This window comes from Shinella sp. OV683 (assembly GCF_057787725.1).
Genome location: NZ_CM173543.1, coordinates 3,520,131 through 3,536,769, shown reverse-complemented (window position 1 = coordinate 3,536,769; position 16,639 = coordinate 3,520,131). Strand labels below are relative to the sequence as shown.

General features: G+C 61.7%; 14 protein-coding genes. All 14 read left to right on the top strand.

From position 1 onward, the window contains the following. Positions 1 to 167: 167 nt before the first annotated feature. The 14 genes from ACXHRN_RS17080 (at position 168) to ACXHRN_RS17015 (ending at position 16,629) form a co-directional block, all read left to right on the top strand. Positions 168 to 1,136, top strand: a complete 969-nt coding sequence (locus ACXHRN_RS17080) for a sugar-binding transcriptional regulator (protein ID WP_488637508.1) — start codon at positions 168 to 170, stop codon at positions 1,134 to 1,136. A 125-nt stretch (positions 1,137 to 1,261) separates the two neighbouring features. Further along, complete coding sequence (locus ACXHRN_RS17075; RefSeq protein ID WP_488637507.1) at positions 1,262 to 2,707, top strand: ABC transporter substrate-binding protein; 1,446 nt, start codon at positions 1,262 to 1,264, stop codon at positions 2,705 to 2,707. A 291-nt stretch (positions 2,708 to 2,998) separates the two neighbouring features. Beyond that, positions 2,999 to 3,922, top strand: a complete 924-nt coding sequence (locus ACXHRN_RS17070) for a carbohydrate ABC transporter permease (RefSeq protein ID WP_488637506.1) — start codon at positions 2,999 to 3,001, stop codon at positions 3,920 to 3,922. A 12-nt stretch (positions 3,923 to 3,934) separates the two neighbouring features. After that, the gene (locus tag ACXHRN_RS17065) at positions 3,935 to 4,792 is read left to right on the top strand and encodes a carbohydrate ABC transporter permease (RefSeq protein ID WP_488637505.1); all 858 of its coding nucleotides are present in this window, start codon (positions 3,935 to 3,937) and stop codon (positions 4,790 to 4,792) included. Positions 4,793 to 4,795: 3 nt separating this feature from the next. Beyond that, complete coding sequence (locus tag ACXHRN_RS17060) at positions 4,796 to 5,914, top strand: ABC transporter ATP-binding protein (protein WP_488637504.1); 1,119 nt, start codon at positions 4,796 to 4,798, stop codon at positions 5,912 to 5,914. Beyond that, entirely contained in the window at positions 5,911 to 7,035 is a 1,125-nt protein-coding gene (locus ACXHRN_RS17055) for an ABC transporter ATP-binding protein (RefSeq protein ID WP_488637503.1), read from the top strand. Before ACXHRN_RS17060 ends, ACXHRN_RS17055 begins: the two co-directional genes overlap by 4 nt. Continuing rightward, on the top strand, positions 7,032 to 8,603 hold the full coding sequence (locus ACXHRN_RS17050; RefSeq protein WP_488637502.1) for an FGGY family carbohydrate kinase: 1,572 nt from the start codon (positions 7,032 to 7,034) through the stop codon (positions 8,601 to 8,603). Before ACXHRN_RS17055 ends, ACXHRN_RS17050 begins: the two co-directional genes overlap by 4 nt. Positions 8,604 to 8,607: 4 nt before the next feature. Then, complete coding sequence (locus ACXHRN_RS17045) at positions 8,608 to 9,645, top strand: 2-hydroxyacid dehydrogenase (RefSeq protein ID WP_488637501.1); 1,038 nt, start codon at positions 8,608 to 8,610, stop codon at positions 9,643 to 9,645. Between the two features lie 260 nt (positions 9,646 to 9,905). Continuing rightward, positions 9,906 to 11,435, top strand: a complete 1,530-nt coding sequence (locus ACXHRN_RS17040) for a glycerol-3-phosphate dehydrogenase (RefSeq protein WP_488637500.1) — start codon at positions 9,906 to 9,908, stop codon at positions 11,433 to 11,435. 42 nt (positions 11,436 to 11,477) lie between these two features. After that, positions 11,478 to 12,524 (top strand): class II aldolase/adducin family protein, encoded by a 1,047-nt coding sequence (locus tag ACXHRN_RS17035; protein WP_488637499.1) that lies wholly within the window; start codon positions 11,478 to 11,480, stop codon positions 12,522 to 12,524. Continuing rightward, complete coding sequence (locus ACXHRN_RS17030) at positions 12,521 to 13,801, top strand: FGGY-family carbohydrate kinase (RefSeq protein ID WP_488637498.1); 1,281 nt, start codon at positions 12,521 to 12,523, stop codon at positions 13,799 to 13,801. The genes ACXHRN_RS17035 and ACXHRN_RS17030 overlap by 4 nt, the downstream gene beginning before the upstream one ends. Next, a complete protein-coding gene (locus ACXHRN_RS17025; RefSeq protein WP_488637497.1) occupies positions 13,798 to 14,634 on the top strand; it encodes a TIGR01459 family HAD-type hydrolase in 837 nt (278 codons plus the stop codon). The genes ACXHRN_RS17030 and ACXHRN_RS17025 overlap by 4 nt, the downstream gene beginning before the upstream one ends. Positions 14,635 to 14,850: 216 nt before the next feature. After that, positions 14,851 to 15,780: a sugar phosphate isomerase/epimerase family protein gene (locus ACXHRN_RS17020; protein WP_488637496.1), complete on the top strand. Its 930-nt coding sequence runs from the start codon at positions 14,851 to 14,853 to the stop codon at positions 15,778 to 15,780. An 84-nt stretch (positions 15,781 to 15,864) separates the two neighbouring features. Then, entirely contained in the window at positions 15,865 to 16,629 is a 765-nt protein-coding gene (locus ACXHRN_RS17015; RefSeq protein ID WP_488637495.1) for a triose-phosphate isomerase, read from the top strand. The last annotated feature ends 10 nt before the right edge of the window (positions 16,630 to 16,639 follow it).

The window sequence follows — 16,639 nt, the reverse complement described above, 5'->3', positions numbered from 1 at the left end:
CGCTCCGTCGATGCGCCTCGCCGCGGGTGGATTTCTCCTGTTTTGAAACATGGACGCTCTCGCGTCTCGAAAAATTCAATTGACAAAATTATCATTCGATGAAAATTATTTCATGATAATTTTTTCCAGCACTACAAAAAATATCAAGAAGCCGGTGGGAGGAATGGATGGCGAGCTTCAGCAGCGGCAGCCTGCGCGACGAGGAAACCAGTATGGCCACCCGTGCCGCCTGGCTGCACTATGCTGGCGGCCTGACGCAGTCCGAAGTTGCCAAGCGGTTGGGTCTTTCCTCGCTCAAGGCGCATCGTCTGATCATGAAGGCAAACGAGCAGGGGCTCGTGAAGGTCTATATTGACTCGGATGTTTCCGAATGCGTCGAGCTCGAGCAGCAGCTCTGCAAGCGCTTCAATCTCGACTACTGCGAGGTAGCACCTGACTTTGATGGCGACGACATTCCTCTCAAGGCGCTCGGCATCTGTGGCGCGCAGTTCCTCAAGCGCGAGATCGAGAACGGTGAGACGGCGTTGATCGGCGTCGGCCATGGCCGGACGCTGGCCGCCTGCGTCGAATATCTGCCGCGCACAGTCAACAAGAACATCCGCTTCGTCTCGCTGCTCGGTGGCCTGACGCGCAAGTTTGCGGCCAACCCGCATGATGTCATCCATCGCCTTGCGGACCGTGTGGCGGCGGACGCCTACGTCATGCCGGTGCCCTTCTTCGCCAACACCGTCGAGGATCGCGACGTGTTGTTTAACCAGCGCGGCGTGCTGGATGTCTTTAACCTCGCCAATTCGGCCGACCTGCTGTTCGTAGGCATCGGCACCGTCGAGCGCGAGGCATCGCTTGTCGCCACCGGCATGATCGAGATGAGCGAGATCGAGGAAATCAAGAAGGGCGGCGGCGTCGGCGAATTTCTCGGCCACTTTTTCGATCGCTACGGCCAGCCGATCGAGACGGCACTGTCGGATCGCACATTCACGCTCAGTCGCGAAAATCTCAGGAACCGCAGGGTGGTTGCCGTGGCTGGCGGCAAGTTCAAGTCGCGCGCCATTCGCGCCGTGCTCGAGAGCGGTTATCTCAGCGGCCTGATCACCGACGAGCGAACTGCACAGGAGCTGATGAAATCGGAGGAATAGGCGGCATCTGCCGTCTTCGCCGCAGCCGGCCCGGGAGTGCCGCGCTGCAAATCTGGAGGAATTACCGGTCGGGTGGCCGGTATGGCTCGCGAGGGCCTTTCACACCCAAGTGGAGGAGAAACGATATGCATGAGAAGGAAAAAGATCTGATCGCAGCCTTTCTGCGTGGCCAGACGGATCGTCGCGGCCTGCTCAAGGGTCTCGGTGCGATGGGTATCGCCGCCGGCACCGCCGGCACGCTTTTCAACATGATGTCGACCCAGGCGCTCGCCGCTGATTTCGACTGGAAGGTGCACAAAGGAAAATCGCTGAAGCTGCTTCTCAACAAGCACCCCTACGCCGATGCGATGATCGCCAACCTGCAAAATTTCAAGGACCTGACTGGCATCGAGATCACCTATGACGTGTTCCCTGAAGACGTCTATTTCGACAAGGTGACTGCAGCTTTGTCGTCCGGTTCAACGGAATATGATGCCTTCATGACCGGCGCCTACATGACCTGGACCTACGGCCCGGCCGGTTGGATCACCGACCTCAAGGAATGGATCAACGATCCCGCCAAGACCAACCCGCAATATGCCTGGGATGATTTCCTGCCGGGCGTGAAGAATTCCTGCGCCTGGAACGGCCAGCCCGGCGGCGCGCTCGGTTCGGACGATGCCAAGCAATGGTGCATTCCCTGGGGCTTCGAGCAGAACAACCTCACCTACAACAAGGCGATGTTCGACAAGGTCGGTGTCGGCGTGCCGAAGAACCTCGACGAACTGGTGGAAACCTCGGCCAAGCTTAGCAAGGATGTCGGCGGCGGCGTCTATGGTATCGGCGTGCGCGGTTCGCGCTCTTGGGCGACGATCCATCCGGGCTTCCTCTCCGGCTACGCCAATTTCGGCCAGAAGGATCTCAACGTCTCGGCCGACGGCAAGCTTTCGGCGGCAATGAACACCGCAGGTTCCAAGGCGTTCCACACCAAGTGGGTGCAGATGATCCAGGAAAGCGGCCCCAAGGACTGGTCGACCTACACCTGGTATCAGGTCGGCACCGATCTCGGCGCCGGCGCCTCGGCAATGATCTACGATGCCGACATCCTCGGCTACTTCATGAACGGCGGCGACAACAAGATGAAGGGTCAGCTTGCCTACGCTGCCTTCGCCGCCAATCCGGAAGAGAAGGCCGCGACGCCGAACATCTGGATCTGGTCTCTCGCCATGTCCAACTTCGCCAAGGACAAGGACGCCACCTGGTACTTCATGCAATGGGCCTCCGGCCTCGAGCACGCCATCTTCGGCGCCACCAAGATGGACTTCGTCAATCCGGTCCGCCAGTCGGTGTGGAAAGACGAAATCTTCACGGAGCGGCTCAACAAGAGCTATCCGGGCTATGTCGACATGTTCAACTCGTCGGCTCCCGGCGCGTCGATCAAGTTCACGGCCCAGCCGCTGTTCTTCGATGTAACGACCGAGTGGGCCGCGACCCTGCAGAAAATGGTCGCCAAGGAAGTGCCGATCGATGAGGGTCTCGACCAACTCGCCCAGTCGATCGATGGACAGTTGAAGGAGGCCGGTCTCGGCTGATCCTCCCAAGCGCGGCCGGGCGGTTGTTCTCCCTCCCGCTCGGCCGCCTTTCTTAAGTAAAGACCCCGCCCCAACCCCTCCCCACAAGGGGGAGGGGCTTTGATGCCGCACCCGTTCGGCTCAATCCCATGCTCGCAACAAACGGCGAGATTGCGCGTGTTTGAGCGGGGGCGACGGTCTAGTCCCTCCCCCTTGTGGGGAGGGGTTGGGGAGGGGTCTTTCTATTCATGATGCTGGCGATAGTATCTCCCAGCGCACGCGGTTTCAAACTCCAGCAAAATGGAGCTCATTATGGCTTCGGTAGCCAACACCAAAAAAGCCGGATCGGGCTTCAGGATTTCGAAGCGCACGCTTCCCTATGTCCTCAGTCTGCCGGCGCTGCTCGTCTGCATCGGAATCCTCGTTCCGTTCTTCACGGCAGTCATCAATTCCTTCCAGCGCTACCGCCTGAGCCAGCCATGGGCGCGCCAGTTCAACTGGGGCCAGAACTACCTGTCGTTCTTCACCGACCCGAGTTTCTGGAATACGCTGAAGGTCTCGCTCACCTACGCTTTCCTGACCGTGACACTGGAACTGCTGCTCGGCCTCGCCATCGCGCTGCTGCTGCAGCGGCGGTCCATGGTCAACAATTTCATCTCGATCATGCTGCTTTTGCCGCTGATGATCGCGCCGGCGCTCGCCGCCCTGATGTGGAAGCTGATGACCAATCCCGGCTTCGGCATCCTCTCCTATTTTGCTGGTCTGATCGGCCTTCAGAATTTCCGCTGGGCATCCTCGCCGGATACGGCGCTGCTCACCGTCGTGCTGGTGGATATCTGGGTCTATACGCCCTTCATCATGATCCTGCTGCTCGCCGGCTTGCGCTCGCTGCCCACCCAGCCGTTTGAGGCGGCGGCACTCGACGGCGTGCCGCGCAGCTTCGTCTTTTTCCGCATCACGCTGCCGATGCTGACGCCCTATATCCTGACGGCGACGCTGTTCCGACTGCTCGATTCCATCCAGCAGTTCGACATTATTTATGCGATGACCCAGGGCGGGCCGGGCGATACGCTGACCGTCTTCCAGGTCGAGGCTTATCTCAACTTCTTCCAGGCGACCAATGTCGGGCGCTCGGCGGCACTGCTGATCATCCTCTGGGCGATCACCTACTTCCTGTCGAACATCTTCATCAAGAACTGGCTGCGGCTGCGCGAACGCGCCCGCGGCGAAGCGTAGGGAGAGGGAACGATGCATTCCATGTCCACTCTCGAACGAACCCTCCGCGCCATAGCCCTTGCGCTGGTCGTCATCTTCTTCATGTTCCCGATCTTCTGGATCTTCATGATGTCGTTCCAGACCAACGAGACGATCCTGACGATACCACCGACGCTCAACTTCACCCCGACGCTGGCCAACTACACGGCGCTGATCACCGGCAAACTGCAGACGGCGGCCGGCACGCTCGACATCGCCTTCATGGGCAATCTCTGGAACTCGATATTCCTGTCGGTGTCCTCCGTTGCGATCGCGCTGCTGCTCGGCGTGCCGGCGGCCTATGCCTTTGCCCGCCACAAGTTCAGGGGCTCGGAAGACATCGCATTCACACTGCTGTCCTTCCGCTTTGCGCCGCCGCTGCTGGTGCTGCTGCCGCTGACGCAGTATTTCCAGTGGCTCGGCTTGGCGAACACCTATATCGGCCTGATCTGGGTCTATCAGTTGATCTGCCTGCCGCTGATCCTCTGGATCGTGCGCGGCTATTTCGAGGATATCTCGGCCGATGTCGAATATGCCTATCGCATCGCCGGTCATGGCTGGTTCGCCACTTTCCGCAAGATCGCCCTGCCGCTCGCCGGTCCGGGCATTGCCGCCGCGGGCCTGCTGGCCTTCATCTTCGCCTGGAACAACTTCGTCTTCGCGCTGGTGCTGGCCTCCGCCGACAAGCAGCCGGTGACAGTGGGTGCGCTCGCTTTCATCACCTCGTCCGGCATCCAATATGGCCAGATCGCAGCCGCGATCGTGCTGTCGGTGACGCCGACGCTGGCACTCGCACTCTACGCCCAGCGCTACCTTGTCGAAGGCCTGTCGCTCGGCGCGGTGAAGGGATAATCAATGACGACGCTCAAACTGCAAAACATCACCAAGCGCTTCAAGACCAATACCGTGCTCGATGATCTCTCGCTGGATGTCGCCGATGGTGAGACGCTGGTGTTGTTCGGCCCCTCGGGTGCCGGCAAGACCGTGCTGCTGCGGCTGATTGCCGGCGTCATCGGTCCCGAACAGGGCAAGATCGTCATCGGCGGCGAGGATGTGACCGATGTCGATGCGGAATTCCGCGGTATCGGCATGGCGTTCCAGAACTTTGCGCTCTTCCCGCACATGTCGGCCTTCGACAACATCGCCACGCCGCTTGATGCGCGCGGCGAGCGGGCCGCCGGCATCAAGGCCGGTGTTGAATCGGTGGCAAAACTCCTGAAGATCGACCATGTGCTTAGCCACCACCCCAAGGCGTTGTCGAATGGCCAGAAGCAGCGGACGGCGCTCGCCCGCGCGTTGGCCGGCTCGCCGCCCCTATTGCTGCTCGACGATCCGCTGCGCAACGTTGACGCCAAGCTGCGCTTCGAGATGCGGCTGGAACTGCCGCGTCTGCTGGCAAAACAGGGCGCGACCGTCATCTATGTCACGCAGGATTACAAGGAGGCCATGGCGCTCGGCGACCGCATCGCCGTGATGTCCGAAGGCAGGATCCGTCAGCTCGGCACGCCCGAGGACATCTACCGGCAACCCGCTGATATGGAGATCGCCCGGCTGTTTGGCGACCCGACGGTCAACCTGCTTGATGTGACGCCGAAGAAAGACGCCGATGGCATCTTCATCACGCTCTCCGATGTTCGCGTGTCATTGCCCGGCGCTGCCGAAAGTGTCGTGGGCGCGGCCTCGGTACTAGGCTTGCGCCCCGAGACAATCCATTTCACAGATACCTCAGCCAAAGGCGCCATTCCGGTGACGGTCGAGGCCGAAACTCCGCTCAACGAAAAGACCGTGACGCTGGTCAACACCCTGCGTGGCCGTGAAATCCTGCTGTCGCGACCGGCGGGAACACCAGGCCCGAAATCGGGAGCGGCTGCGATCGCCGTCGATGCGAGTTCCGCCTTCCTCTTCGACAAGCAAACGGGCTTGCGCATTTCCATGGGAAATAAACATATGACCCGTGAGGGAGCAGCGGCATGAGCGGCGCAGCATTGAAAATCCAGGGCGTCGACAAGTTTTATGGTCCGATCGATCACGGCGTGCATGCCGTCAAGAAACTGTCGATGGAAATCGCCCCAGGCGAGATCATTGCACTGCTCGGCTCGTCGGGCTGCGGCAAGACCTCGACCTTGCGCATGATTGCCGGCTTCGAGGAAGTGTCGCGCGGACAGATCTCGCTCGCCGGTCGGGAGGTCCATACCTTTCCGCCTGTCAAGCGCAAGGTCGCCATGGCCTTCGAAGGGTACTCACTCTATCCCCCGCTTACGGTGCGTGAGAACATCGCCTTTGCGCTCAAGGCGGCCAAACTTTCGCAGACGGTGGTCGACGAGAAGGTCGCCTTCATCGCCAAGCTTCTCGAAATCGAGGATATCCTCGGCCGCTACCCCTCGTCGATTTCCGGCGGCCAGCAGCAGCGCGCCTCGCTTGGCCGGGCATTGGTGCGTGATGCCGACCTGCATCTGCTCGATGAGCCGATGGGGCAGCTCGAACCACAGCTGCGCGCCGTGCTGCGTGGCCGCATCAAGCACTACATCAAGGAGCGTGGATTGACCGCGATCCTCGTCACCCACGATCAGACCGAGGCCAACGCGCTCGCTGACCGCATCGCCGTTATGGAGGGCGGCGTGCTGCAGCAGTTTGGTACGCCGCAGATGATCAAGGAGCGGCCCGCCAACCTGTTCACCGGGACCTTTGTCGGCGAGCCGCCGATGAATGTCTTCGAGGCAACGGTCACCGGAGCCAACGACCGCATCGCGTTCGGCCTCAACGAGGGCGTGAGGCTCGACTACGCCGTGTCGGCTTTTTCGCCTGCTGTGCGTGATGCGCTGCTGGAGCGCCGCAAGGTCGTGCTCGGCATCCGCCCCTATGCCGTTCGTCGCAGCGGCGATGGCGTCGAGGCGCAGGTTGCGGTCAACCAGTGGCTCGGCGACCAGACGCATATCGCCGCCGATTTTGCCGGTGGCACGATGGTGCTGGTGGAGCATGACAGAACCAGCCTGCAAATGGGCGAAACCATCCGCATCCATCTCGAGCCGTCCAGCCTGCATGTCTTCGATGCCGAAACCGGCATGGCAATCTCCCATGGAGAGGCACTGGCATGAAGGCTGACATACTGATCGGGATCGACGCTGGAACCTCCGTCATGAAGTCGGTCGCCTTTGACCTCGGCGGTCGGCAGCTGGCGGTCGCGTCGATCCCGAACAGCTACCAGCCGGAAGGGCAGGCGGGCTGGGTGCAGGACATGGCCCGCACCTGGGCCGATGCCGCCAGGACGCTTGCCGAACTCTCCACGAAGATTGCAGATCTCGCCGACCGCGTCGCCGGCATAGCCGTCACCGGACAGGGCGATGGCAACTGGCGGATCGACAAATCGGGCGAGCCGGTCGGCAAGGCGTGGCTTTGGCTAGACGCGCGGGCGGGCGGAGTGGTTGATCGTCTGCGCGGCGACAGCGGTGATCTCGCCCGCTTCCGCGCCACCGGTACGGGGCTAGCAGCCTGCCAGCAGGGTGCGCAGCTTCGCTGGATACTCGAGAATGCACCGGAAACCATCGACTGTGTCACCAATACCTTTCATTGCAAGGACTGGCTCTATTTCAAGCTGACTGGCAAGCGCGCCACCGATCCGTCCGAAGCCTGCTTTACTTTCGGCGATTTCCGCACGCGGCAATATTGCGAAGAGGTCATTGACTTCCTCGACCTGCAAAAGGTGAAATATTTGCTGCCGGAGATCGTCGATGGCGCGACGACGCATCACGCCCTTTCCGAAGAAGCTGCTGGACTCACCGGCCTGAAAGCCGGCACTCCCGTCGTGCTTGGTTATGTCGACGTCGTCTGCACCTCGATCGGGGCAGGCCTCTATGAACCCGGCACCGACATCGGCTGCTCGATCATCGGCTCGACCGGAATGCATATGCGCTTTGCGAGGGATGCCGACGATGTCTGGCTCAACAAGGACCAGACCGGCTACACGATGTGCCTGCCGATACCGGGCGCCTACACCCAGATGCAGTCCAACATGGCCGCCACGCTGAATATCGACTGGATTGTCGGTGTCGCCGGTGGCCTGCTCAAAAGCATGGGCGTGGAGAAATCGAAGCCCGAACTGCTCGGTCATCTCGACCAATGGCTGGCAACGGCATCGGACGCGCCGCTGCTGTTTCATCCCTATATCTCCGACGCCGGCGAGCGCGGCCCCTTTGTGGATGCCTCGGCGCGCGCCTCCTTCACCGGCCTTACCATGAGCCATGGCTTTGGTGATCTCGTCCGCGCCGTGTTCGACGGCCTGGCCTTTGCCGCCCGCGATTGCTACGCCGAAATGGGCCCGATGCCCGGCAGGGTGCGGCTGACCGGCGGTGCTGCCCGCAGTGCTGCGTTGCGCTCCATTCTCGGCGGTGCGCTTGACGCCGAGATCCAGACATCCGAACGCGAGGAGGCTGGCGCAGCGGGCGCAGCGATGATTGCCGCCGTCTCGCTCGGTGTCTATGAGGACATGGAAACCTGCATCCGCGACTGGGTTCTGCCCTACCAGCGGCCGGCTGAACCGGCCAATCCCGATATCGTCCGCCGTTTCGAGGAGGCCTTCCCAGCCTACAGACAAACGCGGACCGCGCTGCGTCCCGTATGGCACACGCTTGCCAACGGCGCCGCGCACCATGCCGAAAAGGAATGAGAGAATGAAGAAGATAGCCATCATCGGCGACCGGTTCATGCTGCCGGAAGTGTTTCGCGACAAGATCGTCGCAGCCTGCGGCGAGGGCCATGATATCCGCACCATCGAACAGCCCTGGCCGGATGAGCCGATGGAACACGGCTATGCGACCGAAGGGATGGCCGGGCTCAAGGAATATATGGGGAAAGCCCACGAGATCGTTGATTTCATTGGTGATGCCGAAATCATGGTGACGCAGCTGGCGCCGCTGTCGGCCTCGATGTTTGCGCGATTGCCGGAGCTTAAGCTGGTGGCTGTGTCGCGCGGCGGCCCCGTCAACATCGATATGAAGGCGGCACGCGAAGCTGGCGTCCGCGTCGTCAACACGCCGGGTCGCAATTCAAGCGCAGTTGCGGAATTCACGCTCGGCGCGATCCTTGCCGAGACGCGCCTGATCCGCGTCGGCCACGAGGCGCTGCGCAAGGGCGAATGGCGCGGCGACCTCTATCGCGCCGACCGCACGGGCCGCGAGCTCTCCGAAATGACTGTCGGCGTCGTCGGCTATGGCAATATCGGTACCAAGGTGGTGCGGCTGCTGCGCGCCTTCGGCACCAAGGTCATTGTTCACGACCCCTATGTCCAGCTGTCTGCCGATGATCTGCATGCCGGCGTCGAGCAGGTCTCGTTCGACGATTTGCTGTCGCGTTCCGATATCGTGACGATGCATCCGCGCGTCACGTCCGAAACCACCGGCATGATGAATGCCGAGACCTTCAAGAAGATGAAGCCCGGCGCGATCTTCGTCAACACGGCGCGCGGACCGCTCTGCGATTACGACGCGCTCTATGAGGCACTGACGGATGGTACGCTCTCAAGCGCCATGCTCGAAACCTTCGGCGTCGAACCCGTGCCGCCCGATTGGCCGCTCTTGCAACTGCCCAATGTGACGCTGACCCCCCATATCGCCGGTGCCTCGGTCCGCACCGTCACCTATGCCGCCGAAATGGCCGCCGAGGAAGTCCGCCGCTACATCGCCGGCCTGCCGCCGGTCAATCCCTGCTGAGGGAGAGGGGAGATGCCTGCCACCGGAAAGCACTCATCGTCACGGGGTTACCCCTCACCAAGCGTGCCTAAGCATTCGCCTTCGGCTCACGCAGGCTTGCTATCCTCTCCCACAAGGGGAGAGGTAAATTCGCGGCGCCCCCGTTACCACACGCGAGAGCCGAGTTCGTGGCACCTTTACCTCTCCCCTTGTGGGAGAGGATGCGCAGGCCGGGTGAGCGTTAGTGAACCCTTGGCCGAAGTTGGTGAGGGGTACCCGTCATGACAACGACAAACCCCGACATCCTCGACCTCTTCATCATCGGCGGCGGCGTCAATGGCGCCGGCATAGCGCGCGATGCGGCGGGCAGGGGCCTCTCCGTCGCGCTCTGCGAAAAGGACGATCTCGCCCAGGGCACCAGTTCGCGCTCGGGAAAACTCGTGCATGGCGGCCTGCGTTATCTCGAATATTACGAATTCCGCCTAGTCCGCGAAGCGCTGATCGAGCGCGAGGTGCTCTTGGAAAGCGCCCCGCACATTATCTGGCCGATGCGTTTCGTGCTGCCGCACAACCCCGCCGACCGCCCGGCCTGGCTGGTGCGGCTCGGCCTGTTTCTCTACGACCATCTCGGCGGCCGCAAGCGCCTGCCGGGCACCCGCACGCTCGATCTGCGGCAGGCGCCGGAGGGCGCGCCGATCAAGGACGAATTCGGCAAGGCCTTCGAATACTCCGATTGCTGGGTCGATGACTCCAGGCTGGTGCTGCTCAATGCGCTCGACGCCGATGCCAGGGGCGCAAGAATCTTTACCCGCACCGCCTGTTCGTCTCTTCGACGCGACGGCGATCTGTGGGACATCGAAACCACCGATACCGTCACCGGCGCCAGGACGAGTTTCAAGGCACGCTGCGTGGTCAACACGTCAGGCCCCTGGGTCAACGATATCATCGGTCGCGTGGCGGGGCTGAACTCCACCCGCAATGTGCGCCTCGTCAAGGGCAGCCACATCGTCGTGCCGAAATTCTGGGAGGGGCGGCAGGCCTATCTCGTGCAGAATCCAGACAAGCGGGTGATCTTCATCAACCCCTACCAGAACGATCTGGCGCTGATCGGCACCACCGACATTCCCTATGAGGGTCGGCCTGAAGATGTGGCACCCGATGAAAACGAGATCGAGTATCTCCTGAAGTCGGTGAATCGCTACTTCAAGCAACAGCTCGTTCGCTCTGATATCGTTCACAGTTTCTCGGGCGTCCGGCCGCTCTATGACGATAATGCCGAAAACCCGTCGGCAGTCACCCGCGACTATATCTTCGAGGTCGACGCACCGGATGGCAAGGCGCCGCTGCTGTCGGTCTTCGGCGGCAAGATCACCACGTTCCGCAAGCTTTCGGAGCACGCGCTCGACAAAATAAAACCGTTCTTCCCGGCGATGAAGGACGGATGGACGAGGACGGGCAAACTGCCGGGTGGCGACATGAAGGGTGCCGATTTCGACACGTTCCTCGGCGAGGTGAAACTGCGCTATCCGTGGCTGTCTCCGGCGCTGCTCAAGCACTATGCGCGGCTCTATGGCACACGCATGCATCAATTGGTCGGCGACGCCAACTCCGTGCACGATCTCGGAACGCCCTTCGGGCCGCTATTCTACGAGCGCGAGGCCTATTTCCTCATCTCGCAGGAATGGGCACGCACGGCGGAAGACATCCTCGACCGCCGCACGAAGCACGGACTGCATTTGAGCGAGGGCGAGCGACATTCCTTCGGTCAATGGTTCGAGCATCAGGCAATGCATGCGGAGGTGAGGGGATGACGGCCCTTTGCCACCTACGAAACCACCTGCAGGATTGAAAGCGTGAACTCCCCCGAATTCGAAGCCCTGATCGATCTTTCTGCCCGTGTCGGCGCCGACCCTGCGCTCGTGCAGGGTGCGGGTGGCAACACCTCGATCAAGGAAGGCGGCACTCTGTGGATCAAGGCGTCCGGCTTGTGGCTGGCGCATGCCCGTCAGCGCGACGTGATGGTGCCGGTCGATATGCAGCCGCTGCTGGATGCAGTAGAGCGCGATGATCCCGCCGCCGAAAAGGCGCAGCAATTTGTCTTCGCGGACAGAAATCCCTCCGGCCTGCGCCCCTCGATCGAGACGACGGTGCACGCATTGATGCCGCAGAAGATCGTCGTGCATGTCCATTGCGTCGACACGATCGCCACCGCCGTGCAGACCAATGGCGAGGCGCAAGCCGCCGAACGGCTCGCCGGCCTGCCGCATGCCTTCGTGCCCTATGCGCGGCCTGGATTGCCGCTGGCAAGAGCCATTGCCGCCGTCATAAAGGACGACACCTCGGTGCTGGTGCTCGGCAACCACGGGCTGGCGGTTGCCGCCGACACGGTTGCCGAGGCGACGAGCCTGTTGGCCGAGGTCTGCCAGCGCATGAAGCGCGAGGCCCGCGTGGCGCCCGAGCCGGATCATGCAGCGCTGTCACGTCTGGCGCTCAACAGCAGCTACGGCTTGCCGGAGGACGAGGCGATCCATCCGGCCGCCACCGATCTGGAGAGCTGCCGCATCGGCTCGGTCGGCAACCTCTATCCCGATCATGTGATCTTCCTCGGCCGGGCGCTGGCGATCGCCGCCCACGACGAGACGGCGCTGGATATCGAACGGCGTTATGTAGAGATGGAACGCCCGCCGGTGATCCTGTTTCCCGGCAAGGGCGTGCTGGCGCTCAAGGAAATCGGTGCTGGGCCCGCGGCCATGGCCCGCTGCTTTGCCGACGTTGCCGCCCGTATTCCCGAAGGTGCCCGCCTGCGTTATCTCACCCCGGCTGAGAATGCCGAACTGCTTGGCTGGGACGCCGAAAAGTATCGCCGGGAACTCAATCGCGCGGGGCAGGTGCTGCAATGAGCAGCGTTCCTCTGGTCATCGGCATCGACATAGGCACATCTGGCGCGCGCGCCGTGGCGATGTCTGGCGATTTCGATATCCATGCCAGTGCCTCTGCCAAGCTGGCCGGCTTTTCCGACGATCATCGCGATCCTGCTGCGTGGTGGACGGCGGTGCAATATGCCTTGAATGGCGTCCTCAGCGAGATCGACCGCAGACTGGTGCGGGCACTGGCCATCGACGGCACATCCGGTACCATGCTGCCGGTGAATGCCGAAGGCGAGGTGCTGGCAACGCCGATGATGTACAACGATCCAGTCAGCGATGCCGTCATCCTTGGCGCGATCGCCCGGCTGGCGCCCAAGGAAAGTGCTGCCCACGGCGCGACCTCGGGGCTCGCCAAACTCATGACCTTCCAATGCATCAGAGGCATCCACAAGATCATCCATCAGGCCGACTGGCTGATGGGACATTTCACCGGCCGATATGAAACGTCCGATGAGAACAACGCCTTGAAAACCGGCTATGATCCCGTTGCGCGGCGCTGGCCCTCATGGATCACCGCCACCGAAGCACGCATCGATTTCCTGCCGAAAGTGCTGCCTGCGGGCACACCGAATGGCGAGATCTCCGCCGCAGCCGCTGCCGAATTCGGCCTTCCCGCAGACACGCTCATCGTGGCCGGCACCACGGATGGCTGCGCCTCTTTCCTCGCCACCGGCGCCGACCGCCCCGGCGATGGCGTTACTGCACTAGGCACGACGATGACCGCGAAGCTGCTGTCCGGCAAGCCGCTGTTTGCGCCTGAATTCGGCCTTTACAGCCACCGCATCGGCGACATGTGGCTAGCGGGAGGGGCCTCCAATACCGGCGGCGTGGTTCTCGCCCAACACTTCAGCGCCGAGCGGATCGCCGAACTCTCCGAGCGCATCGATCCCGGGACATCGACAGGTCTTGATTACTATCCGCTGGTCAAACCGGGCGAGCGCTTCCCGATCAATGACCCCGATTTGCAGCCACGCATGCAGCCGCGACCGGTAGACGACGCCGAATTCCTCAAGGCGATTTTCGAGGGCATCGCTGATATCGAAGCTCTGGCGTATAATAGGCTCGCAGAACTTGGCGGACCCACACTTCGTTCCATCCGCAGTGTCGGCGGCGGCGCGGCCAATGGCAAGTGGACGGCAATCCGCGAACGCCACTTGCAGATTGCCTCGCTTCCGGTCAAATCCGACGAGGCGGCAGCAGGCGCTGCCCGCCTTGCATTGCAGGGCGCGAAATCGGCGGGACTGTTATGAAGACACCGAAAATGAAATCCGGCCTGGCGCAGATCGCCTCGCAATACGACGCTTTCCTCATCGACCAGTTCGGCGTTTTGCGCGATGGTCGCGGACCTTATCCCGAAGCGGCGGCAACGCTTGTCGCGCTCAAGGCGCTCGGCAAGAAGATCATCATCCTTTCCAACTCCGGCAAGCGCTCCGATGAGAATTCCGTCCGGCTCGCCGAACTCGGTTTCCAGCCGGAGAGCTGGGACTGGTTCCTGACCTCGGGCGAGACCGCCTTCCGGATCATGGAGAAGGAGGCATCCGGGCCGATGCGGAAATGCCTGCTCATCAGCCGCGACAACGACACATCGCCTCTCGACGGGCTTGATATCCAGCGCACCGGGGATGCCGGCGAGGCCGATGTCATCCTCATCGCCGCAAGCGAGGGCGATGTCTATCCGATGGATCACTACGAAACCCTGCTCGCACCCGCTGCCGCGAAGCGCATTCCCTGCCTTTGCACCAATCCCGACAAGGTGATGTTGACCCGGAAGGGTACTGCCTTCGGAGCAGGGCGCATCGCCGAGCTCTACGAGACACTTGGCGGGACGGTGCGCTGGATCGGCAAGCCGTTTCCGGACATCTATCGCCTGGCGGAGGATTTCCTGGGGGGGATTCCGAAGGACCGCATCTGCGCGATCGGCGACAGCGTCGAGCACGACATCGCGGGCGCCCGCGATGCCGGCATCGCCTCTATCCTGGTCACCACGGGTATTCTTGCCGAGACGAGCGATGAACAGCGCCGGCACCTGTTCGAGGCGCATCATGCCGCGCCCGATTTCATCCTGCCGATGTTTCGGATGTGAGGCAGCGATGTATGTCTCCGCTATCGCAAGGTTTGCCCCTCATCCTAGCCCCGTCCCCGCTGAAGCGGGGAGAGGGAACTTGCTCAGCGCTCGTCGCTTTGCCGGCGCACGACTTGAGCAGTGATAAAAAGGACGAGGAGTGCGCTCCATCGCCCCCTCTCCCCGTCGTTACGGGGAGAGGGCTGGGGTGAGGGGCAAATAACCAGAGGAAACCATATGCCCTTCACGCTGTCGCTCAACACCAATCCGCTGGTCAATCGTTTCGCCGAGGCTGATGATCTGATGGACACGATCGCGGACAGGATGAAGATCGGCTATGTGCAGTTGACCCACGAATTCATCAATCCGGGCTGGCCGGCCGCGACGATCTCCAGGCATGAGCGGCTGTTTGCCAAGGCGCTGGATCGCACCGGCGTCAAGATCACCTCGGGCATGACAGGCCCCTATGGAAGGCTCAATCATTTCGGTCATCCCGATGCCGATGTTCGGCGCTACTATGTCGACTGGTTCAAAACCTTCGCCGATATCTCCGCCGGTTTGGGCGCCTCCGGCATGGGCACCCAGTTCGCCATCTTCACCCACAAGGACTACGACGATCCCGTCCGCCGCGAGGAACTGATGAAAGTTGCTATAGACTGCTGGGCCGAAGTCGCTGAACACGGCAAGGCGGCGGGACTGAGCTACGTATTCTGGGAACCGATGTCGGTGGGCCGCGAATTCGGCCATACGATCGCGGAATGCAAGGCGCTCGATCGCCGGCTGGCGGCATCCGGCCTTGCGATCCCAATGAAGATGATGGTCGACATCGATCATGGCGACGTCACCTCGCCAAATCCCGATGATATCGATCCCTATATGTGGGCCGAAACATTCCCGCGGGAATCGCCGATCATCCACGTCAAGCAATCCACCATGAACAAGGGTGGCCACTGGCCATTCACCGCCCAATACAACGAGAATGGCCGCATCACGCCGGAGAAGATTCTGGATGCCGTCAGGCGCGGCGGCGGTACCGACAACGAGATCTGCCTGGAGCTTTCCTTCCGCGAGCGGGAACCGACCGACCATCTCGTTGTCGAGGCGATCGCGGAGTCCGTGGCATTCTGGGAGCCTTATATCGACACGGGTTTCAACAAACGAACGTAACAAAATTTATCACATTATCTCATTTCAGAATTGATAAATCACAGATCGATGTTATGTAACATTGAACACTGGAGGAAGCGTGAAATGAGGAATGTCTGGGTCGGCACGAGCTGGAAGATGAACAAGACGCTGGCTGAGGCGAAGGCCTTTGCCGAGGCACTTGCCAAGGCCGATAGCCGTCGCGACCTGCGTATCCAGCGTTTCGTCATCCCGCCCTTCACATCGGTGCGCGAGGTCAAGCAGATGCTTGCGGCGACCAGCCTCAAGGTCGGCGCCCAGAACATGCATTGGGACGACGCCGGCGCCTGGACTGGCGAGATCTCGCCGGTGATGCTCAAGGATTGTAATCTCGACCTTGTCGAACTCGGCCACAGCGAACGCCGCGAGCATTTCGGAGAAACCGACCGCACCGTCGGTCTCAAGACGGCAGCCGCGGTCCGGCACGGCCTGATCCCGCTGATCTGCATCGGCGAAACGCTTGCCGAGCGCGAAGCCGGGCAGGCGGATGCGGTGCTCAGGCGACAGGTTGAAGGCGCACTGGGCCTTCTCGAAGGCGATGCGAAAACCAAGCCAGTGCTGCTCGCCTATGAGCCCGTGTGGGCCATTGGCGTCAACGGCATTCCTGCAAGCGCCGACTATGCCGACCAGCGGCACGCCGATATCGCTGCCGTGGCGCGAGATGTGCTCGGCCGCGATGTGCCGGTGCTTTATGGCGGCAGCGTCAACGCAGGCAATTGCGAGGAACTGATCCGCCAGCCGCATATCGACGGGCTCTTCATCGGTCGCTCAGCCTGGGACGTCGCCGGCTATCTCGATATTCTCAACCGCGTCTCCAAGGCCCTTGCCTGACGCAAGAACA